This window comes from Spirillospora sp. NPDC048911, assembly GCF_043198015.1.
In the GTDB taxonomy this organism is placed as follows: Bacteria; Actinomycetota; Actinomycetes; order Streptosporangiales; family Streptosporangiaceae; genus Spirillospora.
On sequence record NZ_JBICUD010000012.1, the window covers coordinates 147,258 to 169,814 of the forward strand.

Consider the following 22,557-nt stretch of genomic DNA (forward strand, 5'->3'; position numbering starts at 1 on the left):
AGCCGGTGAAGGCGTCGGACGCGCTGGTGTGGCCGCCCGTCCCGTCCCCGCGGCGCGACGAGGGTCCGCCGCAGCGGCTCCCGGAGGGGCGGCCGCCGCAGGGGACGCCGGTCAAGCCGCCGGCGCAGCCACAGATCCCGGCGGAGCAGACTCCGCCGCCGCGCGAGGTGCGTTCCGGGCCGGCGTCGCCGGTGCGGCCGCGGCCGTTGCCGCCGCCTCCGGCCGCGCCGCCGTCCGAGCCCGCGATCACGCCGCCGGGGCCCGACCACGAGGTCAGCACGGGCGGTCTGCGGCGGCTCATCCAGGCCGTCGGCGGCGGCCACGGTGAGGCCGACGCGGAGTACGAGGCGCGGCTGCAGCAGCCGTTCCACGGGACGCGGCACATCGTCGTGCTCGGTTGCACGGGCGGCGCGGGGCAGACGGTGACCTCGTTGATGCTGGGCCACACGTTCGCGCAGCACAACGGCGAGCCGGTCGTGGCGATCGACGTCAACCCCGGGCCCGGCGCGCTCGCGCGCAGGACGCGGAGCGAGACCAACGAGACGCTGACCGGGCTCATCACACGCGCCGACCAGGTCAACAGCCTCACCGCGATGCGCCGCTACACCTCGCAGGCCAAGTCCGGGCTGGACGTGATAGCGGCGGGACGCAATCCGCTGCAGGCTTTGGACGACCGCGACTACGCGCTGGCGATCCGCACGATCGACCGGTTCTACTCGGTGACGCTGCTCGACGCGGCGGCGGCCGTGGTGGCGCGGGTCCTGCCGTACGCCGACCAGATCGTTCTCGTCGCGCCCGCGAGTTCGGACGCGCCGCGGGCGGTGTCGATGACGTTCGAGTGGCTGGACGGGCACGGGTACGACGAGCTCAGATCCCGGGCCGTCACCGTGATCAACGGGGTGAGCCGGCGCAGCATGGACGATGTCGAGCAGGCCGAGGCCGTCGCCCGCGGCCGTTGCCGGGCGCTGGTGCGCATCCCGTGGGACGATCACCTCAGCATGGATCGCGCGCCCCGCAACGAGCTCAAGTCGCTGCGGGCGCCGACGCGGCGTGCCTACCTCGCCCTCGCCGGAGTCGTCGCGGGTGGATTCAACGTGATGCCCGAGCGGTATCAGGAGTTGCAGGAGCTTCAGGAGCAGGAGCAGGAGGCCACCCGATGAGCCCCGCGAGCAGCCGCGCGGCCGCGCGGCGAAGGGCCGGCCGCGAGCCGCTGAGCGGAGCGACGCGATGAGCAGAGCATCGAAGGCACGGTCCAGCCGGCTGGCCGTGCGGTACTTCGACGACCGGGTCCTGCTCACCGACCATGCCGCGTGGGCGTACTTCCGGCTGCCGACGGTGTCGTACGAGTTCACGACGGGCGAGGAACGCGAGGCGCTCGCGACCAACATCACCATCGCGCTGGCCGGTATCCGGATGCAGGACGCGGAGGTCCACCTGCGGATCGCGCACCGGACGTACCCGGCGGCCGACTGGGCGCTGGCGCTCGACAAGACCTCCGATGGCGGCTCCGGGTGGCGCGACTACCTGGAGGAGACGTACGCCCACGTCTGGGCGAAGGACTTCTGGACCAAGGAGGTCTACCTCGGCGTACGGCTCGGCCCGCGTGGCATGGGCGCCCAGCTGTCCGGCGGCGTCCTGCCGCAGCTGCTCGGCTTCTACAAGCGCAGCGAGCAGACCCTGGGCATCCAGGACGATTCGATCGACAAGAAGGAGATCGCGCGCTGGACCGAGCAGGCCGAACGGGTCGGCCGGGCGCTGGGCGGGTCCGCCCTGTACGCGAGGCACGCGGCGTCCACGGAGGTCGCCTGGCTGTTCCAGCACGCGGTGACGGCGTCGCTCGCCGATCCGCCGCCGTCGGCCGTGGCACGCCGTACGTGGGGCAAGGGCGAGATCGAGGCGCTCGTCGAGGGGGCCATCCACAACGGCCGTTCGTACCTGAAGGTCGAGCAGCCCAACAGCAGCGGCAACGGCGGCGGCCCGATCGCCCAGTCGTACGTGGCGTATCTGTCGTTCGCACGCTTCCCGGACCTGATGCCGTTCCCGGACGGCGAACCCTGGCTGCACTACGCCGACGCACTGCCGTTCCCAGTAGAGATCAGCGCGCGCATGAAGCTGATCCCCCCGGCGAAGGCGTCGAAGGACGTGTCGCGCAAGCTGGCACACGCGCGTGACATGGACCAGCACATCCGGGAGGCGGGCGCCGAGGCGCCGATCGCGCTGGCCGAGCAGATCGACGCCGCGCGCATGCTGGAACACGGCATCACCAAGGAGCGCCTGCCGTTCGTGTACGGATGGCACCGGCTGATCGTGTCGGCCCCCACTGCCGAGTTGCTCGCGCAACGGGTCGACGCCGTCGTGGAGCACTACCGCGACATCGGCATCGACGTGGTCAACTCGACCGGCGACCAGTTCTCGCTGTTCCTGGAGTCGCTGCCGGGCGACCGCATCCGGCTCAACGCCTACGCCCAGCGCCAGCCGCTGCGGACGATCGCGGGCGGCATGCCGGTCGCCACGGTCGACCTCGGCGACCGGCCCGACGAGAACTCCGAAGGCTGGATCGGTCCGTACATCGGCGAGACCCTGGGCCGGGCACGCGCCATCGTGCACTTCGACCCCCTCGTCGCGGCCGCCCGCAACCGCCCGACGGCCGTCGCGATCACCGGCGAGCCGGGCGGTGGCAAGACGACCCTGGCGCTGCTGCTGCTCTACCAGATGGCGCTGCGCGGGGTCACCGTCGCAGCCATCGACCCCAAGGGCGACGCCGAGTCGCTCGTGGAGCTGCTCAAGGCGCGCGGCCGGAAGGCCCGCATCCTGCCGCTGGGCTCGGCCGCGCCCGGCCTGCTGGACCCGTTCTCGTTCGGCGACGACCTGGCCGCCAAGAAGACCATGGCGACCGAGACGCTGCGGCTCCTCCTGCCGAGGATGTCGGAGGAACGCGAGTCCGCGATGATCCAGGCGGTCGGCGCCGTGGCCAACGCCGACCGGCCGTCGCTCGGCAAGGTCGTCGATTACCTCGAAGGTTCCGACGACCCCGCGTCCAAGAACCTCGGCGCCGTCCTGCGCTCCATGTCGGAGATGCGCCTCGCGAGGCTGTGCTTCGACCCGTCCGGCGGCGAGCGCATCGACACGGCGGGATGGACGACCGTCTTCACCCTCGGCGGCCTGACCCTGCCCGACGTCGCGATCGGCCGCGAGGACTACTCCTACGAACAGCGCCTGTCGGTGGCGCTCATGTACCTGGTGTCGCAGTTCGCGCGCCGCCTCATGCACGGCCTCGACCGCCGCCTCCCGAAGGCCATCTTCCTGGACGAGGCCTGGGCCATCACATCGACACCGGAGGGTGCCAAATTGGTGCCAGAAGTGTCGAGGATGGGGCGTTCTCGCAACACTGCGTTGATCCTGGTGTCGCAGAACGCCGGAGACCTCTTGAATGAACAGGTGACCAACTGCCTGTCATCGGTGTTCTCCTTCCGTTCGTCCGAACGCGTCGAGGTCGGGAACGTGATGTCTCTCCTGGGGGTGGAGTCGTCCGACGAGCACAAGGCCGTGCTGCGCAACCTCGGCAACGGCGAATGCATCTTCCGTGATCTCGACGGCCGAGCGGGGCGCATCGGCGTCGACCTGATCTCCGACGAGCTACAGCGCTGGCTCGATACCAACCCGACCCGGTCACGTCCGGGCTCGTCCGAATTGACAGCCGCGGGGGCCGAGGCCGAGGAGGTCAATCGATGAGGCGTCCCCGACATCGGGAGGCACGCATCCAGCGCTCGCCCGAGGAGGGCCTCGATCGGGCCCTGCTGAAGGATCTCGGGTCCCGTCAGGGACGGCGGCGCCGCCGGTTCGGCGGACGCAGGTCGGTGCTGGTCGCGATCGTGATGGCGCTGTTCGTGGTCGGCCTGTCGCCGATGGCGGGCGCCGGCCCGTTCGGCAGCGACCCCTGCCGCCCGGCGGACAATCCGGCGCCCGAGCAGTACGGGTCGGGTACGGACGGGCTGATCAAGCCGCCGGACTATCCGAACCAGAAGCTGAAGACCACTCCGGTCCAGGAGCTCACGTACTACGACCGGTACGGGACCGCGGGCCAGAGCTGGTACGCGGTCGACATGGGCTGCTCGGACGCCATGGCGATGATGGGCAACGCCCTCGCCAACACCACGTTCACCCTCGTCAGATCGATCGACCGGACGACCATCAGCGTCTACCAGGCGGCGGCGTCGGAGTCGCTGCTCAGCTGGCTGAAGGACACGGTCGACGGCGTCATCACCGGGATGGGCAAGACCTTCAACGCGCGCTACTGGTCGTGGGTGGTCATCCTCGGCGCGATGTGGCTCGCCTGGTGGGGCTTGGTCCGCAAACGGGCCAGCAAGGTCACCGAAGGCGTCATCTGGATGGTCGCCGCCATGGTGGCGCTGATCTGGCTGGTCGCCCGCCCGGCAGACTTCACGACGCTGGGCACGAAGGTCTCCGAAGCGACCAGTGCCGCGTTCAACGCGGCCTTGCCACAGAGCGACACCAAGGGCGGCACCTGCATTCCTCCGCAGGCGGGCCAGCCGGATCCGCTGAAGTCGACGAAGATCGACGCCACCACCCGCAACGCCAACGGCCTCTGGGTGGCGCTGGTGTGCAAGCCATGGCTGATGGGCGAGTTCGGTACGACCGATCCCAACGCCAAGGTGGTCAAGGACAACGCCGACAAGCTGCTCTGGGCGCAGGCGGTCGACCTCCCTGAGACGCACGGCGGTCAGAAGGTCGATCTCGGCAAGAAGGCCGACGCGTACAAGGAAGTCTCCAAGAACATCAAGGAGAACCACGCCGGCGTCTATCCGGTCTTCCAGGGCAAGAACTGGACCAGCCGCCTGGCCGTGGCATTCGGCGGTCTCTTCGCCGCGCTCGTCGCGGGCATGCTCATCATGGTGATCGCGATCGCGCTCATCGTGGTGAAGATCGCGTTCCTGCTGTTGCTGGTCGCCGGGCCGATCTTCCTGGGCATCGGCATCCATCCGGGCATCGGCCGGGTGATCGCGATCCGCTGGCTCGAACTACTGCTGTCGATGTTGCTGAAACAGGCGGCGCTCATCGGCGTGCTGTCGTTGTTGTTGTGGGCGTACGGGCTGATCCTCGGCGAGACGTTGCCGTGGGGGCTGCAGATCCTGCTCATCGCACTCGTCACGTTCGCCGCGTTCATCTACCGCAAGCCGTTCCAGCATCTCTTCTCTGCTGTGGGCTATTCGGCGGTGGGCGCGCGCGAGAAGGGCGAGGCGCAACTCGACAAGTCGATATTCGAAGCCCGCAAGAGCACCGCCGCGGTCGCGACGGCCGCCGTCCCCGGTGCCGCCGGATATCGCCTTGCCCGCTGGGGCAAGCGCGACGCGGCGGCCGAGGCCGGTGCCGTCACCGATGCCTCCGCGGCAGGGACCGGAGCCGTCACCGACCGGCGCAGCGCGATCGGTGCCGCCGGAGCCGGAGAGGGCGCCTCACCGGACGCCGCTCCCGTGCTCGCCGCCAAGCCGCGCAGCGGTGCGGCCGCCGCACAGGGCCGCTCGCGACGTGGTGCTCCACCGCTCAACCTGCCGACCCGAGCGGGTGCGATGGGTGACTCCCGCCGAGCGGGATCAAGCGCGCCGACTACCCGGGGCGGCGATGGCTCGGCTGCGGGAAACGGCGGCCATGGAAAGTCGGCCGGTTCCGGAATCGGAATCAGCCGCCCCACCTCGTGGTCCGGACGGCCGACCAGCGGAGGAGGCAGTAGCTCAGGCGGCAGCGGCGGCGGTGTCTCCGGCGGAGCAGTTGCCGGCGGAACCGCGCCCGGCGGCGCGGGAGCAGGCGGAACTGGCTCAAGCGGTGCCGCGGCGGCAGGTGGTGGCTGGTTCAGAGGCGGCGGACGTTCGTCCGGCGGAGCCTCGAGTACCGGCCGAGGCCGTAGCCGAGCAGGCGGCGGCACCGGATCGTCAGGAAGCCCCGCCCGTGGCCGGAACGGCGGCGGTTCTGCCAGTGGCGCGCCGGTCAGAGGTAAGGCGGATCCGGCGTCCGGAGTCCCGAAGCCTCGCACCGGCAACGGACCCAGCGGATCAGGCGGGTCCAGTGCACCCAGCGGCGCCGGTGGATCCGGCGGCGCGGGCGGCAAGCAGGAACCTCCGTCTCTGTGGGGCAAGCGCGGTGCCGAGAACGGCCCGCCGATTCCGTTCTGGTTGCGTCCGGTCGAACGTGAGTCGGAACGGGACGAGTGATGAACCTGACGGACCGCCAACGCAAGCTCCTCTTCGTGGGACTCGTGGTGGCACTGGCCGTCGTCGGCGTCTACCTGACGATCGCCGCGCCCGACCATGACTCGTCGGACACGGCGGCCCCGCGTACGACCCCGACGACGACGGCGTCCTCCGGCCCGACCGGACCCGCCTCACCGCCACCGGGAATCTCCGGAGCGGTCGCACCGAGCAACTTCGACATCTACCGTCTCCTGCCGTTCTCCCAGCGCGAATTCACTACGGCGGCAGACCTCGCGCAGCGCTTCGTCGCGGCACAGGGCACGTATCGCTTCGATGAGGATCCGAAGGTGTTCTCCTCCAGGGTTGCCAGCATGGTCACCGAGCAGTTGCTCGGTGAGATCGAACGCGGCGCGTCAGCCCCCGGCATTCTCGACGACCGCAGAGCCCAGCAGACCGTCGCGGAGGGCACGGCGACGCTCGACCGTGTCCGCGACATCGAAGACAACTCGATCATCTTCCTGGTCACCGGCAAGCAGCAGATCACCAAGTCCGGCAAGCAGAGCATCGACAGCAAGCAGTACGCGGTCACCGTGGCTCGGGACGGCGGCTCCCTCAAGGTCTATGCCTTCGAGCCCGCCGACGCCGGGCAGGCGGGTGACACCGGATGAACCGCCGGAACGCCCTCCTCGTCGGGGCGATCGGCGCCGTCTCGATGTTGTTCGTCGCGCTGATGATCCTGCCCGTGCTGTTCGGCGCCAGCCAGTTCATGTATGGCGGAGGCGGCGCGGGCAGTGGCGGTTGCGTGGACGTCTCGCAGGCAGGTGCACAACCGGCCGCAGCGAGCGATGCCCGTGCCATCCCCTCCAACTACCTGGCCCTTTACAAGAAGGCAGGCACGGACTACGGCATCCCCTGGAACGTCCTGGCCGGCATTGGCAAGGTCGAGACCAGCCACGGCACGTCCAAACTCCCCGGCGTCAGCAGTGGCGAAAACTATGCTGGTGCAGGCGGCCCAATGCAGTTCCTTGAGGCCACGTTCAGGGCCTTCGCCGTGGACGGCAACAAGGACAACAAGAAAAACCGCTACGACCCCGAAGACGCCATTCCCTCAGCCGCTCGCTACCTGAAGCACAACGGCGCACCAGAACGTATGCGTACTGCCATCTTCATGTACAACCACTCCTGGGACTACGTGAACCTCGTCCTCGACTGGGCCAAGAAGTACGGCGGCGGAGACTTCAAGGTCGTCCAGTCCAACGGCGTCGACTGCCAGGACAACAACCTGCCCGCCAACGTCCAGGGCGTCGTTCAGCGCATCATCGCCTTCGCCATGGCGCAACGCGGCAAGCGCTACGTCTTCGGGGCCAACGGCCCCGACGCCTGGGACTGCTCCAGCCTCCTCGAAGCCGCCTACCGCCAGGTCGGCATCACGATCCCACCGGCGACCTGGGGCCAGTGGCCGTTCGGGGTACGCGTGGAGAAGGGCACCGAACAACCCGGTGATCTGGTCTTCTTCAACTCAGGCCCGGGCACGTCGGCGGACCGCCCAGGCCACGTCGGCATGGTGATCGGCCCCAACAAGATGATCGTCGCCAGCTGCTCGACCTGCGTGCCCAACATCGGCGTCAAGCCCTACAAACGCGCCAACTGGGTCGGCACGACCCGTCCGCTGGCACGCCCCGACCTCAAGAAGAAGCTGGCCGAGCTCCAAGCCCAGGCCGGAGGCCCCACCGGAGGCTGAGAGAGATTCGGACCCGCGCCGTCAGCCGTGACGCTGGCTCTACGGTTCTGTCGATCGGACGACTCGTGGGATCTCCGTGGCGTGCGGCGTCCACGGGTCGAGGACCAACTCGTAGCCATCGTCGAGTTGGTCGAGGACGTCCTGTCCCGTGCTGGAGAACCACGCAGTGTCTCCGATGGCCTGAGTAAGAGTGATCAAAGAGCTGAACACCGCGACCGTCTCGGCCTGCGCGAGGAACCCGGGTTCGTCGCCCGCCTGGCAGTAGACGACCGACCGGCGGAAGACGTCCGCCAGTTCTTCGGCATCGATCTGCTTGTCGAGGTACTGAGTGGCGGCGTTCACCAGAGCCGTGGCGCGTCCGCGGGCCGCATCGAGATCCATGATGTGTCCGCCTGGCTCCAGATAGAGGCCCACGTCCTCCGGAAAGACGAGCGCCAACTGCTCCACGGGAAGGTGCTGCCATTCGGTGCAACCGGGCGGGAATTCCGGCGGCAAGGTCTCTTCGCAGGTGAACGCCACAACGATCCGCCGAGCGTCGGTCTGCAAGACCGGCACCGCACCGGTCGGCGCGACCGGCACCCACACGTGGGTGACGTTCTCGGGCATCATCGCAGCGCCTTCGTCCACGCGCGGCTTCCTGGGCTCAGGGAATTCATCAGCACTGCGAGGCATCTCACGGCTCGATCGGGTTCACGTCCTGCAGGAGGCCCCAGGAAAAGATCACTTCGTAAACGTGGTGCTTGCCGTCCGGCCCTCTGTAACGAAGGCTGGCGGATTCATAAGGAGGCCAGAGTTCATCGTCCTCGAGCTCACTGAACTGCGACTTGACCTCCTCCTTTGTGAACGACCAAGGCTTCAACCCGGAGGGCTTGGAGGCCCTTGCCGCTGAGCGGCCCGGTGCCCGGGAGAATCGTTCGTCCCACACCCTGCCGTCCGGGGTTGCGTAGATATCGAGTAGAAAGTCCTCCCATAGTGGAAGGAAGAACGAACGCATCGGAGCCTCTCGCCCATGGATCTCCCGAACACCCTCTCTCACCGGGGGACCGAGAATCCTGCTTTTCTCCTCATAGGCGGGACGTACGGCGAAGTTCTGCTGGTCGACGATGTGGTAGGACCGCTCCATCCTGGCGCGGTCTACTCCCGCGCGTTGGAGCGCGGCGTCGACGCATTCCTCGGGGGCGTCCTTCATCGTCTGGATGATGTATAGCTCGTAGTCCAGCACACTGATCTTATTGTCTGCCATGACTCTCCGGCTCAGGCTCAGTCGAGATACCTGAGCCTCCACTCGTGGGTTTCAGGATCAAACCACCGCTTGGTCTTGCACGTGAAAATGCTGCCATCATCGCGGATGATGAAGGTGTCTGGGACGAAATCCTTACCGGGAACGACGGCGATCTCGCCGCTCGGAAGCTTGAACCATCCGGCTTCACCCCAGGCCTGCATAGAGGCATGCATCATGACGTCGGCCAGCTTCTCACGCGGAACGTCGAGCTCCCCGAAACGCCGCATCATGTAAGCGCGCTGGCCTTCCCCTGCCTTGAGCTTCACGCGATCCTGACGGGCGACTTCGCCGATCACTCGTCCGGTGGTCACTGGGCCCAGGTCATCGAAGATTTCTTGAAGACTGAGACCGGAGCGGGCGATCGTCATGAGCTCCTGAGGCGACTGGAGCGGCGCTTCCTTGGGGGAGGCTTCTGGCAGAGGCGCCCCATTCCTCTCGCCCTTACGGTCGCCCGCGTCTGCGCCGCCGTTGGCTACTTTCGGCTTGTTGCCAGCGACCTTCATGTCCGGAGGGCCGGGATCGGGGGTCGGTCTGGAGATGGCTGGAGGTGAGGGTGCTCGGGTGTTCTGCTTGCCTAGGGGGGCGGTCTTTCCTGCCTGGTCCGCCGCTTCATCCAAGGCGCGGACTGCTCCGCCGGTGTCGGTTGCCGGAGTCTCAGGCTTGGTCTTCCCGGTGCGGCGGAGCGCTGTGGAGAGACGGCCGGCTGCGCCGCTGCCGGATCCGGTGCCCAGCGTGAGGGCGCCGATGACGATAGATGGGACGGTCTGGCCGTAGGCGCGGATCGGATCTCGCTTCCAGAGATCCCAGTTGATCATTGCCTTGGCGAAGGAGACGGGATGCTGGGCACCTTGGATCAGACCTTTGAACTGGCCGATCGGTCCGCGCTGCATCCAGCTGCGGGGATTGGCCATCGCATAGGCGGGTGCGGTGAACGGGTTGCTGGCCAGCCCAGCCAGTCCGAGGTCTTTGGTGCCCTCCCAAAGGCCTGGCAGGTAACGGTGGGCGTAATCGTTCCATGCTTTGTCGAGTGCGCTGGAGTCGGCTTGACCGAGCGCCTGGCTCAAACCACGCACGGTGCCGTAGGCGGCCTGCAGAAGCTGTTGCTGGTCGGCCTTGAGGAGTTCGTCGCGACGGCGGACGACGTCCTGTCTCTGTTGTGAGACCCAGCCTCCGGCGCGGACGATGTTCTGGGCGGGGGCTGTGCTGAGGCCCAGGCCGCCGAGGATGTTGGCCAACGTCTGGCCCGCGTCCTGCCAGGCGCGACCTGCACGATCGAGTTCGACGCCCAGGCGGTGCAGGGCGTCAGGTGACCCGCTTCGCACGTCGCCGCTCCGCAGGCCGCCGCGGGGCGGGCCGGAGATGTAGGGCTCACCGATACGTGGCGGACCGCCTTCGGCCTCGGCCGCCAGGTCTTTCACCGCGTCGAATGCGGCGTAGAAGTTCGAACGCACGTCACGGTGATGTTCTGCGAGGGCGGTGAGGAGTCGTTGACCGGCGGGGCCGATCAGAGCTCCTTCCAGGAGCACGGTGAACGCCTGCCTCAGGGCGGGGCCGTGGTCTTCGGCCAGTTGCTTGACCCGTTGCAGCTGTGCCGCCGCCTGCTCCGCCCTGCTCACCGTCCCGCCACCGGCTCCCGGCAGCGCCGCATGGTGACCATTTCTGTGCGTCCCTTCCGCCCGTACAGCCAGAGTTAGCGCACCAGACTCAGAGCGTCAACGCCGCCTGCTTGTGCGATGTCGCATTGCAATACCCGGCCGGGTCATAAATCTGATATGGGCGGTTCCGCCCATATCTGCGGAGGGCTTCGGTCGTGGGTCATGCCATCGCGGAGGGGAATCGTTCTAGGGTCGGCTGTGCAAGCCCCCGGTTCAGCCCCCCAGGAGACAACGATGACGAACCCGTCCGACTCCGGACAGCCGCAGTACCCCCCGCCCCCCGGGCCGTACGGTCAGCCAGGTCCGTCAAGGCCGCCAGCCCAGGGGCAGCGTCCGGGGCACGTTTCGGGGCCCCATCCGCATGGGCCGGGGCCGGGTACTGGTCCGCAGCCTCGGGTGCCGGGCGAGGAGGGGCGGGGGGCCGCAGCGGCTCCCGCGTCCAAGGGCGTGATCGGAGCGCTCTTCGATACCGATTTCGACCATCTGGTGACGCCGAAGCTGATCAAGCTCTGGTACGTGATCGCGCTGTTGCTGATCAGCATGCAGTGCCTGATCTTTCTTGGCTTCGGGCTGTACGTCGCGAGCTGGGACGACTTCTGGGCCTGGGGGGTCATCCTGGTCGTGGCCTCGCCTCTGGTGTGGCTGTTCGAGACGCTGCTCGTACGCATCGTGATGGAGGCGGTGGTGGTGCGGTTCAAGGGGGTGGAGCACCTCAGGGTGATCAAGGACAAGATCTAGACGGCGGCGTTAGGCTCGCGGGGTTACGCGGACGTATAGACGGGGCATGCAGGTGGCCGACTTCCAGGAGACACGGCGGGACCCTGGCGGGACGCGGCGCGATCCGGGGGTGACCCGGCGGGATGCGGGTGGGGGGCCTGGCGGGCCGCTCATGCGGTTGCCGGCCGGGCTCGCGGAGCGCTTCGAGCTGGTGGCGGAGCTGCCCGTTCAGGGGGCCGAGTCGGATTTGCTGCTGGTGCGGGACGGGCCGGCGGAGTTCGTCGTCAAGGTCTTCCGGCGCGGCTATGACGCCGACCGGGAGGTGTGGGCGAAGCTTCCGGGGCTTCAGTCGCCTCATGTCGTGCGGATTCTGGAGACCGGGCACGCGGACGGGCGCGACTACGAGGTCACCGCTTACGCGCCGGACGGGAATCTGCGGGGGTTGATGGCGGGGCCGCTGCCGGCGGAGGCGGTGACCACGATCGTCGCCCAGCTCTCGGCGGGGCTCGCGGCGTTGCACCGGGTGGGGATCGTGCATCGTGATCTCAAGCCGGAGAATGTGCTGATTTTGGAAGCGGATCCGTTGCGGGTGGCGATCACCGACTTCGGGTTGAGCAAGGTGCTCGACCAGAGCGTGGTGTTCGCGTCGTCGTCGCGGACGCTGGCCTACGCGGCGCCCGAGTCGTTGTCCGGGCAGGTGTCGCCGGCCCGCGACTGGTGGTCGCTGGGCATGATCGTGCGGGAGCTGCTGACCGGGCGGGCGCCGTTCCTGGGGTTGAGCGAGACGGCGGTCGTGGACCATCTGGCGACGCGGGCGGTGTCCGCGGACGTGCCCGATCCGCGGTTCCGGATGTTGTGCCAGGGGCTGCTCACGCGTGATCCGCGCCAAAGGTGGGCCGATGGGGAGGTCGCCGAGTGGTTGAACGGGGGCGCGCCCGCAGTCGCGGTCGAGGTGGCTCATCCGCCGGACGGGGTCGGGCTGCCGTTCAACGGGCGGCGGTATGTGGAGCGGGAAGAGTTGGCGCGTGCGCTTGTGGAGAAGTGGGACTACGCGGCGCTTTATTTCTTTGGACGGGGCGAGTCGGGCGAGGCCTGGCGGACGCTCCGGGAGTGGCTGTCGGAGTTCGACGACAGCCGTATCGGGCTGATCGACGGCTATCTGACTACGGAGCTCGCTCCGGATGTGAAGCTCCTGCATCTGGTGCGGTGGCTCGATCCGGCGCTGCCGCCGCACTTTCTGGGGCGGCGCGTTACTTCGGAGGATCTGTCTGGGCTGGCGGCTCTGGCGAGTGATTCGGCGCATCCTGACCACCGGGCGGCATGCCTGCTGGGGAGGGAGCTCTGGGATCAGCATCTTTTGCAGGTTCTGTCCGGGTTTGAGGGGGGACGAGATCTCGGGCGGGTCGATGAGCAGTGGCGGTCGCATGTTGGCTCTTGGAATCGCCTCGCAGGGTGGTTGCGCGACCACGAGTCGACCCCGCCGCGGCTGGCTTCCCGGTTGCCTGAAGCTGGGGACGACGACCCGCCGGTTGTTCTGCTGACTCTGCTCGCCCTGGCCGCACGGCCTGCCGAGACGCGGCGTTCGCTGGCCGAGGCGGCGGAACGGGCGCGTGCGGCGGTGCCCGAGCCGGTGCCGTGGTTCACCTGGCTCGTGGAGGGCGCGGGGGACGATCCGTTGCGTCTGCTGGCGGTCGTGCGCGCGGCCCCTGAAGCCGCTGTGGACGCGGAGGCTCGCGCCCGGGGGCGGCATGCCGCCGAGCAGGAGGCGCGGGCGCTGCGGGCGCGCTGGGACGAGAAGGAGCGCGCGCGGCTCGCGGGCCGCGGCGCCGCTGTGGCTCGTGCCGTGGCGTGGTCGTCGCCGTTGCTCGCGTTCTGGCTTGTGGGCAGCTGGGTCATCGGTGCCTTCTTCGGTGGCGATGAAGGTAACGGCACGCAGTCTGTGGGCGGGTTCCAGAAGAGCTCGGGTGTGCCGTTTGTTGCCTTGGCGGCACTGTCGTTTCTCGCCTGGGTTGTGCAATGCGGCAGCGAGGTCATGCTGGCGCGCGCGCAGGGAAGTGACTATCTCCGATACGGACCGTGGTCGTGGATGTCGAAGCTCCTCGGCGTAGGGGGACGTGGTCTCTCGAAGGCCTCGCAGACGCTGTCCGGCGCAGCGGAACGGACCGGGCGCCGAGGCTGTGGACTGCTGCTCCTGGCCGGCACGGTTCCCTTGCTGATCATCCTTCTTCTCCTTGCCGCGGTGACGCCCGTCGCGAGCTTGCTCTGGCTGATGGTGCTGCTCGCCGCGCCCGCCGCCCACGCGGCCGCCGCCGGGATACGGCTGCACCGCTGGCGCCAGGCGCACGAGGCGGAGACACGGAAGGCCCTTCGGGATGGCGTCTAGCGCCCGTCCGGTGAGTTTGCGCGATACGTCCAATACGTATGACCTAGGAGGCGGCACGTGAGCAGCGGCGTCGAGGCCGACATCGCACTGGACGCGGCGGTCGTCCTCAGCCTGGGGATGAACCGGGTACTGGGGCGCGGCGCCGGTCTCGCGGGACGGGGCGCCGAGGCGCTCGCCGCCCTCGCCGCGGGCAGGGCGGAGGCGCGCACCGCGGCGCTGGCCGAGATCCAGGCGTACGACCAGGCGTTGCGCGCCGTTCTCGAACGCAACGCGCGTATCTCGGCGCTCGCCAAGACGCGCGACCGGGTCGGGGCCGACGTCGACCTGCCCGCGCCGCTGACACCGGACGAGCAGCAACCGCTGGACGAGCTCGCCGCCTGGTGCGCCGCCACCGATACCGTCCTCGACGCCGCCGAGCACCGGATCTCCGAACGTCTCGCCGCCGACGTGACCACACAGCTGTTCGCCGTTCCCGCCGAAGGTCTCACGACCGACGTCTCCGCCTCGCCGACGCCGGAACGCGCGGATACGGCCGGATTCAGCTCGCAGAAGATCCAAGAGACACTCGAACGCGTTCTCGCAAGGCTGCTCCCCGACGCCACCGACGACGACCGGCGTACCGTCGCCGAGGCGGCTCAGCTGATCGCGGGGGCGCCCAGCGAGGCCGAGGCGGAGGGCGTCCTCACCGAGGTACGCCTGCGCATCCGGGACGCCAACCGCCGCACCGAGGAGCACCGGGCCGCCGAGCGCCGCCGCGCCGCCGAGCGCGAGGCGGCCGAGCAGGCGGAGGCCGAGCGCCGGTACGTGCTGGATTCGGTCACCTCGGCCTTCGAGGAGATGGGGTACGAGGTGCAGGCGGGCTTCGAGACGCTGACCGCCAAGGACGGCACGGTCGTGCTCACCAAGGGCTCCTGGCCCGATCACAGCGTCAAGATGCGGATCGACGACGCGGGCGAGGCGAGCGGTGTCTCCAAGGAGTCCCGCGGCGCGCAGGGTAGTGATCTCGGTACGCAGGGCAGTAATACCGGGGGACGGCTGATCCGGGCCGCGATGCGGCGCGAGCGCCCGGCGGAGAGCGAGGACGACCGGCGGCTGGACGCCGAACGGGAGCAGGAGTGGTGCGAGGCGTTCGAGGCGGCGCGGGCGCGGCTGGCCGAGGCCGGGATCAGGTCGAACGTGACGTGGCGGCTCGACCCCGGCGTCCAGGAACTGCCTGTCGCCGCGGACGCACGGCAGACTAGGACGCGGACCGAACAACGAGAACGCCGTCGGGAACGCGAGCGGAGTGAGTGATGACTGAATCCCCGACCCTCGGGGGCCGGCTGCCGGGCTGGCCGCCGTTCATCCGCGAGCTGGACGCGACGTTGTCGGTGCACCCCCAGTACGTGCTGTCGGGCAACCTCTACGACAGCTTCCTGGCGCCGCCGCTGGAGCCGGGCGGGTCGGCCCGGTTGCTGCCCCTGCGCGACCTCCTGTGGGAGTCGCTGCGGTCCAGCGGCTTCTCCTGCATGATCGTTTACGATCCGGTGGACGGGCTGCAGGTCCTGCCCGACACCGACGACGAGATCGGCGACGAGGCCGCCAAGGCAGCCGAGCAGCTGCTCGGCAAGCTCAAGGCCGACGAGAAGCCGTCGCTGGAGGGCCTGACCAAGCATCTGGCGGCGGTGGCGCGCCCGGAGGAGAACGTCCGCGCCGCGTTCGTGATCGACTCCGCGTCCCGCATCGCCCGGACCCCCACCGATCTTGAGCCGGCCGAGCGCGACTTCTTCCGCTTCTGCACGAAGCTGTCGCGGTCCGCCCGGCCCGTGCGGGTCGTGGGCGCGCGTCCCAAGCCCCTCTACAACCCGATCCTGTGGCTGGTCGAGCGTCCCGGCGACCTCCCGCCCTGGATGACGGCCGACAACGAGAACATCCGCGAGATCACGATCCCGCGTCCGCACCTGGGCGACCGGCAGGAGACCGCCCGGCTGCTGGCGCGCGCCTTCGGGGTCTCGGACGTGGGCGCCGACCAGGCCGCGGCCGAGGCGTGCGACGCGTTCGCCGAGCAGGCCGACGGGCTCACCCTCCAGTCGATGATCGAGGTGACGAGGCTCGCCAAGGAACGCAACGTCTCCTTGGGTGATCTTCCGGACGCCGTACGCACTTACAAGCTCGGCGTGCTCGACAACCCATGGAGCCGCGGCCATCTGCGCCGCCGCGTCCTCGAAGGGGAGAAACGGGTCCCCGAGCGGGTGATCGGCCAGCGGCAGGCCGTCACCAAGACGCTCGACATCCTCAAGCGCGCGGTGCTCGGCCTGTCCGGCGCCCAGGCCACCCGGTCCGGGAGCCGCCCCCGCGGCGTGCTGTTCTTCGCCGGGCCGACCGGCACCGGCAAGACCGAGCTGGCCAAGGCGATCACCGAGCTGGTCTTCGGGGACGAGTCGGCCTACCTGCGCTTCGACATGAGCGAGTTCTCGGGGGAGGGCTCCGGCGACCGGCTGATCGGCTCGCCGCCGGGCTATGTCGGCCACGAGGCGGGCGGCGAGCTCACCAACGCGGTCCGCGAGGATCCGTTCCGCGTGATCCTCTTCGACGAGATCGAGAAGGCCCATCCACGGATCCTCGACAAGTTCTTGCAGATCCTCGAGGACGGCCGCCTCACCGACGGCCGCGGCAACACCGTGCACTTCTCCGAGTCGATCCTGATCTTCACCTCGAACCTCGGGATGTACACGGTGGCGCGCGACATCACGGTCCGTCCCGACCCCGCGCACCCGGCGCCCACCCGGGTGCAGAACATCACGCCCGGCATGACCTACGACGAGGTCGAGGGACGGATCAAGGGCGCGGTGGCCGAGCACTTCACCGACGTGCTCAACCGGCCCGAGCTGCTCAACCGGTTCGGCGACAACATCGTGGTGTTCAACTTCATCTCGGCCGACGCCGCCGAAAAGATCTTCGATCTGCAGTTCGGCAACATCTGCAGGCGGGTCACCGAGGAGCACCGGCTCGTCCTGGCAGTCAAGGGCGACGCGCTCACCACGCTGCGCGAGTGGTGCACGAGCGAGCTCGACAAGGGCGGCCGGGGCATCGGGATGGCCCTGGAGGCCTACTTCGTCAACCCGCTGGCCCGCGCCCTGTTCGACCGCGACCTGGTCCCCGACGAGAAGATCACCGTCTCCGGGATCCACCGCGAGGGCAGCATCGTCAGCCTGGACATCCAGTGACCGCGATGCTGCTCGCCAAGGCGCACTACCCGGTGACCACTCTCGGCCCGGGCGTCCGGGCCGGAATCTGGACGCAGGGATGTACGCTTCACTGCCTGGGCTGCCTCTCCAGGGACACCTGGGAGGCGGACCCCGCCACGGCCGTGCCGGTCGAGGCGGTACTGGGCTGGCTGGCCTCGCTGCCCGGCCCGGTGGACGGTGTGACGATCTCCGGTGGCGAGCCGTTCCAGCAGCCGGCGGCCCTGGCGGCCCTGGTGGCGGGAATCCGCACGTGGCGGGAGGACCCCGCACGTGAGACGATTCCATTGGACATTCTCGTTTTCAGCGGATATGTCTACTCACGGCTCTCGCGAGACCCTGAGGCTCGCGAGATCCTGGACATGTGTGACGCCGCCATCACGGGGCCGTACGTCGACCGGCTCAATCCCGGGGGGCGACACCCCGAGAGTGGCTCTCTACTCTGGAGGGGGTCGGCGAACCAGCGGATCGTGCCGCTGTCCCCCCTGGGACGCCAGCGGTACGGGGCGGTCGCCGACGGAGATATGGCAAAGGAAGACGCAGGACCCCGAGTTCAGGTGTCCGTGGACGAGGGGCCGGAGGGAAGGCGGGTGTACTACATCGGGATCCCGCGACGGGGTGACATGGATCACCTCGCATCGACGCTCGACCGCGCCGGGGTGCGCGCCGGGGATGTGTCATGGCGACCTTGAACTGTCCTGTCTGTGATGAGCCGTTCCAGCCCGGCGATCTCGTCTGCCTGAGCTGCGGAGCCAACCTGGCCCGCGCCGGCGGCGGCCGCCGCCCGGGCGGGTATGAGAACCAGCCGTCCCCGCCGATGCCTCAGTCTCCCCCGCCGTACGGCGGTCAGCAGCAACAGCAGTACGGGCAGGGCGGCTACCAGCAGGAGCCTCAGCAACAGGGCTACCAGCAACAGGGCTACCAGCAGGAGCCCTACCCGCAGGCGCCGCCCCAGCAGGGATACCAGCAGCAGCCGCCGGACCCGTACCAGCAGCAGGCTCCCCAGCAGCAGGCCCCGTCGATGCCGGATCCGTACCAGCAGCAGGCGCCGCAGCAGCAGGCTCCGCCGCCGCCCCAGGACCCTTGGGGCGCGCAGCAGCCCGACCACCAGCAGCACCAGCAGCCCGCGCACGACCAGTGGGGGCCGCCGCAGCAGGCGCCGCCACAGCAGCAGGCCCCGCAGCAGCAGGCGCCGGACCCCTACCAGCCCGACCCATACCAGCCGGACCCCTACCAGCAGGCTCCGCAGCAGCAGGCCCCGCTGCCGGGTCCGCCCCAGCAGCAGGCGCCTCAGCACCACCCTGGCGGCCACACGCCCCCGCCCCCGCAGCAGCAGCAGGACTGGGGGGCTCCGCCGCCGCAGCAGGGCGGCTGGGGCGCGCCGCAGGCGCCGGAGCAGCACCAGCCGCCCATGCCGGGCGACCACGGGTACCCGCCGCCCCCGCACCAGCAGCACATGCCGCCGCCGCCCGGCCGCGAGCAGACCCTGCTCCCGCCCGACCAGATCGGCCAGCCTCCCCGGCCGGCGCCCGACCACACGGCGTTCATGTGCCCCTACTGCGAGGCGGTGCTGAGCAATCCGGGCGCCTCGCAGTGCGACTCGTGCCTGCGGCCCCTGCCCGGCAAGGGCACGCCGATCCTGCGCGTGCACTTCCCGACCGGTGAGCTCAAGGTCTCGGTCGGGCAGCACCTCGTGCTGGGCCGCGACGCTGGCCAGTCGCCGGTGGCGGCGACGTTCACGCAGTACGACAACGTGTCCCGGCGCCACTCGACCGTCTGGCTCGACCCGTCAGGCACCGCCTGGGTACGCGACGAGGGCTCCACCAACGGCACCTTCGTCAACGGTGAACGGCTCCCGCGCGGCGTCGAAGCCCCCCTCCGCGACGGTGACCAGCTCCGCCTGGCCGCCGACGTGACGGGCACCGTCCAGCTCAACTGAGCACACCGGCAACGCCGGAAGGGCGACCTCTCCAAGAGAGAGGTCGCCCTTCCGGCGTTGTGTGCGGTGGCCGTGTCCTTCCAGCATTCTGCGCGCTGCTCGCCGCCTTCCCGGATTTCCCATGCCGACCGCCCTTCCGGCGTTCTGCGCGCTGCCCGTGGCCTTTCTGGCCTGCTGTGCCAGCCGCCTTTCCGGCGTTTCCGCGGCGGACGTCATTGGTCCGGTGGGTGTTGTCATTCCGTGATCATTTCGCGGACAACCTGCCCAGTGGCGAGAGTGTCTTGTATGTATGCGCTCACAGTGATGCGCATGCACAACTCTCCCGGGGAAAAACCTTATGCGCAGAACCCTCAGCACCTTCGGCGCCGTCGCGCTGGCCGCGCCTCTACTGGCAGTCGTGCCCGCCAGCGCCCACGCGGCCGCCGAGGCCCCGGCGTCCAAGATCGTCGGCTTCAAGATCTCGACGACCAAGGACGCCCGGCTGACCGTGTCGGGCCGCCTGACGGCCGTCGACGGCAGCTCGGTCAGCGCGGGCAAGGAGCTCGTCATCGAGACCGCGCCCGCCACCCAGAAATCCAAGTGGAAGCGCCTGCCGCTGGGTACGAAGACGAAGCCGGTCAAGCTCAAGACCCGCGAGGGCGGTGCGTTCTCCGGCACGTACTACACGGGCTACGTGCACGGCTGGTACCGGATCCGCTTCGCGGGCGGCCCGCTCCTCAAGCCCACGCTGAGCGCCGTGGTGCGCGACACCCGGATCAACGCGCTCACCAAGAAGTGGAAGGTGACGCCGCGCAAGCTCCGCAAGGGCGGCTATGTCACGTTCAGCGGTGTGCTCACGCACGACCCGAAGAACAGGTACGTGCCGTTCGGCGGGCAGCGGGTCTACATCGTCGGCCGCATCAAGGGCCAGAAGAAGTGGTACTGGTACGCCCGCCCGAAGAGCAACTCCAAGGGCTACTTCAAGGCCCGCTTCAAGGTCTACAAGGACATGTACTTCGAGTGGTACTACGAGGGCAACGCGACGCACTACTGGGACTTCCCGCTGAAGTCGACCTTCGTGGACGTCCGCTGACCTGATCAGCGCCGCGCCCGCCAGAGGGCCCGGAGCACCTGTCAAAAGGAGAACGGGGGCCGTCCCTTTCGAGGGGGACGGCCCCCGTTCCCTTAGCGCTCGGTCGGCCGGTAACGCTCGGTCCGCCGCGGTCGGTCGCAGCGTTCGGTCCGCCGTAACGCGGGTTCGAGCACCCCGCTGGGGCTTCGCCTACCCTCCTGGGCGCCGGTAAACCCCGCCGGGTCGCGCCCAGGGTATGCGGTCAGCCGGACCGCTTCGCACGGGCGCGGGTGCGCTCGCGCTCCTTGGAGTCCAGGACGACCTTGCGGAGCCGGACGGCGCCCGGCGTGACCTCGACGCACTCGTCCTCGCGGCAGAACTCGAGGGCCTCTTCCAGGGAGAGGTTCTTCGGCGGGGTGAGCCGTTCGAGCTCGTCACCGGTGGAGGAGCGCATGTTGGTGAGCTTCTTCTCCTTGGTGATGTTGACGTCCATGTCGTCGGATCGCGAGTTCTCGCCGACGATCATGCCTTCGTACACCTCGGTGGTCGGGCCGACGAAGAAGGTGCCGCGCTCCTGCAGGTTGGTGATGGCGTAGGCGGTGGCGGGGCCGGTGCGGTCGGCCACGAGCGAGCCGGACGGGCGGGTGCGCAGCTCGCCGAACCAGGGCTCGTACCGCTCGAACACGTGGTGCGCCATGCCGGTGCCGCGGGTCTCGGTCATGAACTCGGTGCGGAAGCCGATCAGGCCGCGCGCCGGGACCAGGAACTCCATCCGGATCCAGCCGGTGCCGTGGTTGGTCATGTGCTCCATGCGGCCCTTGCGGACCGCCATGAGCTGCGTGACCGCGCCGAGGTGCTCCTCGGGGATGTCGATCGTGAGCCGCTCGACGGGCTCGTGCTTCTTGCCGTCGATCTCCTTGGCGACCACCTGGGGCTTGCCGACGGTGAGCTCGTAGGACTCGCGGCGCATGTTCTCGACGAGGATGGCCAGCGCGAGCTCGCCGCGGCCCTGGACCTCCCAGGTGTCGGGACGCTCGGTCTGCAGGACGCGGATCGACACGTTGCCGACCAGCTCGCGCTCGATGCGGTCCTTGACCATGCGGGCGGTGACCTTGGTGCCCTTCTCCCGGCCGGCCATCGGGCTGGTGTTGGTGCCGATGGTCATGGAGATCGCGGGCTCGTCCACCGTGATCAGCGGCAGCGGGCGCGGGTCGTCGGGGTCGGCGATGGTGTCGCCGATCATGATCTCCGGGATGCCGGCGATCGCGATGATGTCGCCGGGGCCGGCCTCGTCGGCGGGCTTGCGCTCCAGCGCGTCCGTCATCAGCAGTTCAGTGATCTTGACCCGCTCGATGCTGCCGTCATGGCGGCACCAGGCGACCTGCTGGCCCTTCTTGATCGTGCCCGCGTACAGGCGGCAGAGCGCGATCCGGCCGAGGTAGCTGGAGGCGTCGAGGTTGGTGACGTGCGCCTGGAGCGGGGCGTCGGGGTCGAACGAGGGGGCCGGGATCGTGTTCTTGATGACCTCGAACAGCGGCTCGAGGTCCTCGCTGTCGGGCAGCTCGCCGTTGCCGGGCTTGCTGAGCGAGGCGCGGCCGGCGCGGCCGGAGGCGAAGACGATCGGGAACTCGATCTGGTCCTCTTCGGCGTCGAGGTCCATGAACAGCTCGTAGGTCTCGTCGACGACCTCGTCGATGCGCGCGTCGGGCCGGTCGGTCTTGTTGACGACCAGGATGACCGGCAGCTTGGCCTCCAGGGCCTTGCGCAGCACGAACCGGGTCTGGGGGAGGGGGCCCTCGCTGGCGTCGACCAGCAGGACGACGCCGTCGACCATGGACAGGCCGCGCTCGACCTCGCCGCCGAAGTCGGCGTGGCCGGGGGTGTCGATGATGTTGATCGTCATCCCGTTGTGCCGGACCGCGGTGTTCTTGGCCAGGATGGTGATGCCCTTCTCACGCTCCAGGTCGTTGGAGTCCATGACGCGGTCATCGACGGCCTGGTTTTCGCGGAAGGCGCCGGACTGCCAGAGCATGGCGTCGACCAGGGTGGTCTTGCCGTGGTCGACATGGGCGACGATCGCGACGTTACGCAGGTCATCGCGCGTGGAGAAGGGCATGCGAACTCGCTTGGGTGAAGGATTGGAGGTTGCCGCAGACGTGCGGCCATACCGATTCTACTTGCCGTGCCCACGGGCCCCGGCCGTTCGCGGCGTAACCGCCGTACTCTACGCCCCGATTGCTCTATTTTGCACTGTTTGTGCCGCCCGGGCCTAGAGTTCGACCGCTCCTGTGGCGAATCTCTCCCCAGCGTCCCGGGCCTTCGGATCCAGACGGCGCGCACGCCTCCCCCGAACGCTCGG

The 22,557-nt window shown here is 69.0% G+C and carries 16 protein-coding genes; 12 read left to right on the forward strand and 4 right to left on the reverse strand.

Annotated features, from left to right (window positions below):
* The first annotated feature begins 5 nt into the window (after positions 1-5).
* The 5 genes from ACGFNU_RS41925 to ACGFNU_RS41945 all read left to right on the forward strand — a co-directional run bounded on the left by ACGFNU_RS41925 (position 6) and on the right by ACGFNU_RS41945 (position 7,947).
* Positions 6-1,160 carry a MinD/ParA family protein gene (locus ACGFNU_RS41925; protein WP_392602464.1) on the forward strand — a complete coding sequence of 385 codons (1,155 nt, stop codon included), beginning with the start codon at positions 6-8 and terminating at the stop codon, positions 1,158-1,160.
* Between the two features lie 67 nt (positions 1,161-1,227).
* Positions 1,228-3,732 (forward strand): ATP-binding protein, encoded by a 2,505-nt coding sequence (locus ACGFNU_RS41930; RefSeq protein WP_392602198.1) that lies wholly within the window; start codon positions 1,228-1,230, stop codon positions 3,730-3,732.
* Positions 3,729-6,227, forward strand: coding sequence for a type IV secretion system protein (locus ACGFNU_RS41935; RefSeq protein ID WP_392602199.1), 2,499 nt, complete (start codon positions 3,729-3,731; stop codon positions 6,225-6,227). The genes ACGFNU_RS41930 and ACGFNU_RS41935 overlap by 4 nt, the downstream gene beginning before the upstream one ends.
* Positions 6,227-6,874, forward strand: coding sequence for a hypothetical protein (locus tag ACGFNU_RS41940; protein WP_392602200.1), 648 nt, complete (start codon positions 6,227-6,229; stop codon positions 6,872-6,874). Before ACGFNU_RS41935 ends, ACGFNU_RS41940 begins: the two co-directional genes overlap by 1 nt.
* A complete protein-coding gene (locus tag ACGFNU_RS41945; RefSeq protein ID WP_392602201.1) occupies positions 6,871-7,947 on the forward strand; it encodes an NlpC/P60 family protein in 1,077 nt (358 codons plus the stop codon). The genes ACGFNU_RS41940 and ACGFNU_RS41945 overlap by 4 nt, the downstream gene beginning before the upstream one ends.
* A gap of 39 nt (positions 7,948-7,986) precedes the next feature.
* Here ACGFNU_RS41945 and ACGFNU_RS41950 read toward each other — a convergent pair whose 3' ends face one another.
* The 3 genes from ACGFNU_RS41950 to ACGFNU_RS41960 form a co-directional block, all read right to left on the reverse strand.
* Positions 7,987-8,556, reverse strand: a complete 570-nt coding sequence (locus ACGFNU_RS41950; RefSeq protein ID WP_392602202.1) for a hypothetical protein — start codon at positions 8,554-8,556, stop codon at positions 7,987-7,989.
* Positions 8,557-8,620: 64 nt separating this feature from the next.
* Positions 8,621-9,190 carry a hypothetical protein gene (locus tag ACGFNU_RS41955; protein WP_392602203.1) on the reverse strand — a complete coding sequence of 190 codons (570 nt, stop codon included), beginning with the start codon at positions 9,188-9,190 and terminating at the stop codon, positions 8,621-8,623.
* A 17-nt stretch (positions 9,191-9,207) separates the two neighbouring features.
* Positions 9,208-10,845, reverse strand: coding sequence for a hypothetical protein (locus ACGFNU_RS41960; protein ID WP_392602205.1), 1,638 nt, complete (start codon positions 10,843-10,845; stop codon positions 9,208-9,210).
* Positions 10,846-11,331: 486 nt separating this feature from the next.
* Between ACGFNU_RS41960 and ACGFNU_RS41965 the strand changes: the two genes are divergently transcribed.
* From ACGFNU_RS41965 to ACGFNU_RS41995, 7 genes are all read left to right on the forward strand, one after another.
* A complete protein-coding gene (locus ACGFNU_RS41965) occupies positions 11,332-11,622 on the forward strand; it encodes a DUF4282 domain-containing protein (RefSeq protein ID WP_392602207.1) in 291 nt (96 codons plus the stop codon).
* A gap of 46 nt (positions 11,623-11,668) precedes the next feature.
* The gene (locus tag ACGFNU_RS41970) at positions 11,669-13,984 is read left to right on the forward strand and encodes a serine/threonine-protein kinase (protein ID WP_392602209.1); all 2,316 of its coding nucleotides are present in this window, start codon (positions 11,669-11,671) and stop codon (positions 13,982-13,984) included.
* A 57-nt stretch (positions 13,985-14,041) separates the two neighbouring features.
* On the forward strand, positions 14,042-15,277 hold the full coding sequence (locus ACGFNU_RS41975; RefSeq protein WP_392602210.1) for a response regulator receiver protein: 1,236 nt from the start codon (positions 14,042-14,044) through the stop codon (positions 15,275-15,277).
* Entirely contained in the window at positions 15,277-17,190 is a 1,914-nt protein-coding gene (locus tag ACGFNU_RS41980) for an AAA family ATPase (protein ID WP_392602211.1), read from the forward strand. Before ACGFNU_RS41975 ends, ACGFNU_RS41980 begins: the two co-directional genes overlap by 1 nt.
* Before the next feature lie 5 nt (positions 17,191-17,195).
* Positions 17,196-17,900, forward strand: coding sequence for a 4Fe-4S single cluster domain-containing protein (locus ACGFNU_RS41985; protein ID WP_392602447.1), 705 nt, complete (start codon positions 17,196-17,198; stop codon positions 17,898-17,900).
* On the forward strand, positions 17,888-19,147 hold the full coding sequence (locus tag ACGFNU_RS41990; protein ID WP_392602213.1) for an FHA domain-containing protein: 1,260 nt from the start codon (positions 17,888-17,890) through the stop codon (positions 19,145-19,147). The genes ACGFNU_RS41985 and ACGFNU_RS41990 overlap by 13 nt, the downstream gene beginning before the upstream one ends.
* 337 nt (positions 19,148-19,484) lie before the next feature.
* Positions 19,485-20,219, forward strand: a complete 735-nt coding sequence (locus tag ACGFNU_RS41995) for a hypothetical protein (RefSeq protein WP_392602215.1) — start codon at positions 19,485-19,487, stop codon at positions 20,217-20,219.
* Positions 20,220-20,460: 241 nt separating this feature from the next.
* On the opposite strand, the gene typA is transcribed toward ACGFNU_RS41995, so the two are convergent.
* Positions 20,461-22,314, reverse strand: coding sequence for a translational GTPase TypA (gene typA, locus ACGFNU_RS42000; RefSeq protein ID WP_392602216.1), 1,854 nt, complete (start codon positions 22,312-22,314; stop codon positions 20,461-20,463).
* Positions 22,315-22,557: the final 243 nt, after the last annotated feature.

What these genes read in the sequence shown, in the direction of transcription:
- ACGFNU_RS41990 (WP_392602213.1), top strand. Translation starts at nt 17,888, where the DNA reads ATGGCGACCTTGAACTGTCCTGTCTGTGATGAGCCGTTCCAGCCCGGC.
- ACGFNU_RS41980 (WP_392602211.1), top strand. Translation starts at nt 15,277, where the DNA reads ATGACTGAATCCCCGACCCTCGGGGGCCGGCTGCCGGGCTGGCCGCCG.
- ACGFNU_RS41955 (WP_392602203.1), bottom strand. Translation starts at nt 9,190, where the DNA reads ATGGCAGACAATAAGATCAGTGTGCTGGACTACGAGCTATACATCATC.
- ACGFNU_RS41995 (WP_392602215.1), top strand. Translation starts at nt 19,485, where the DNA reads ATGCGCAGAACCCTCAGCACCTTCGGCGCCGTCGCGCTGGCCGCGCCT.
- ACGFNU_RS41930 (WP_392602198.1), top strand. Translation starts at nt 1,228, where the DNA reads ATGAGCAGAGCATCGAAGGCACGGTCCAGCCGGCTGGCCGTGCGGTAC.
- ACGFNU_RS41970 (WP_392602209.1), top strand. Translation starts at nt 11,669, where the DNA reads ATGCAGGTGGCCGACTTCCAGGAGACACGGCGGGACCCTGGCGGGACG.
- typA (WP_392602216.1), bottom strand. Translation starts at nt 22,314, where the DNA reads ATGCCCTTCTCCACGCGCGATGACCTGCGTAACGTCGCGATCGTCGCC.
- ACGFNU_RS41985 (WP_392602447.1), top strand. Translation starts at nt 17,196, where the DNA reads ATGCTGCTCGCCAAGGCGCACTACCCGGTGACCACTCTCGGCCCGGGC.
- ACGFNU_RS41940 (WP_392602200.1), top strand. Translation starts at nt 6,227, where the DNA reads ATGAACCTGACGGACCGCCAACGCAAGCTCCTCTTCGTGGGACTCGTG.
- ACGFNU_RS41950 (WP_392602202.1), bottom strand. Translation starts at nt 8,556, where the DNA reads ATGATGCCCGAGAACGTCACCCACGTGTGGGTGCCGGTCGCGCCGACC.
- ACGFNU_RS41945 (WP_392602201.1), top strand. Translation starts at nt 6,871, where the DNA reads ATGAACCGCCGGAACGCCCTCCTCGTCGGGGCGATCGGCGCCGTCTCG.
- ACGFNU_RS41935 (WP_392602199.1), top strand. Translation starts at nt 3,729, where the DNA reads ATGAGGCGTCCCCGACATCGGGAGGCACGCATCCAGCGCTCGCCCGAG.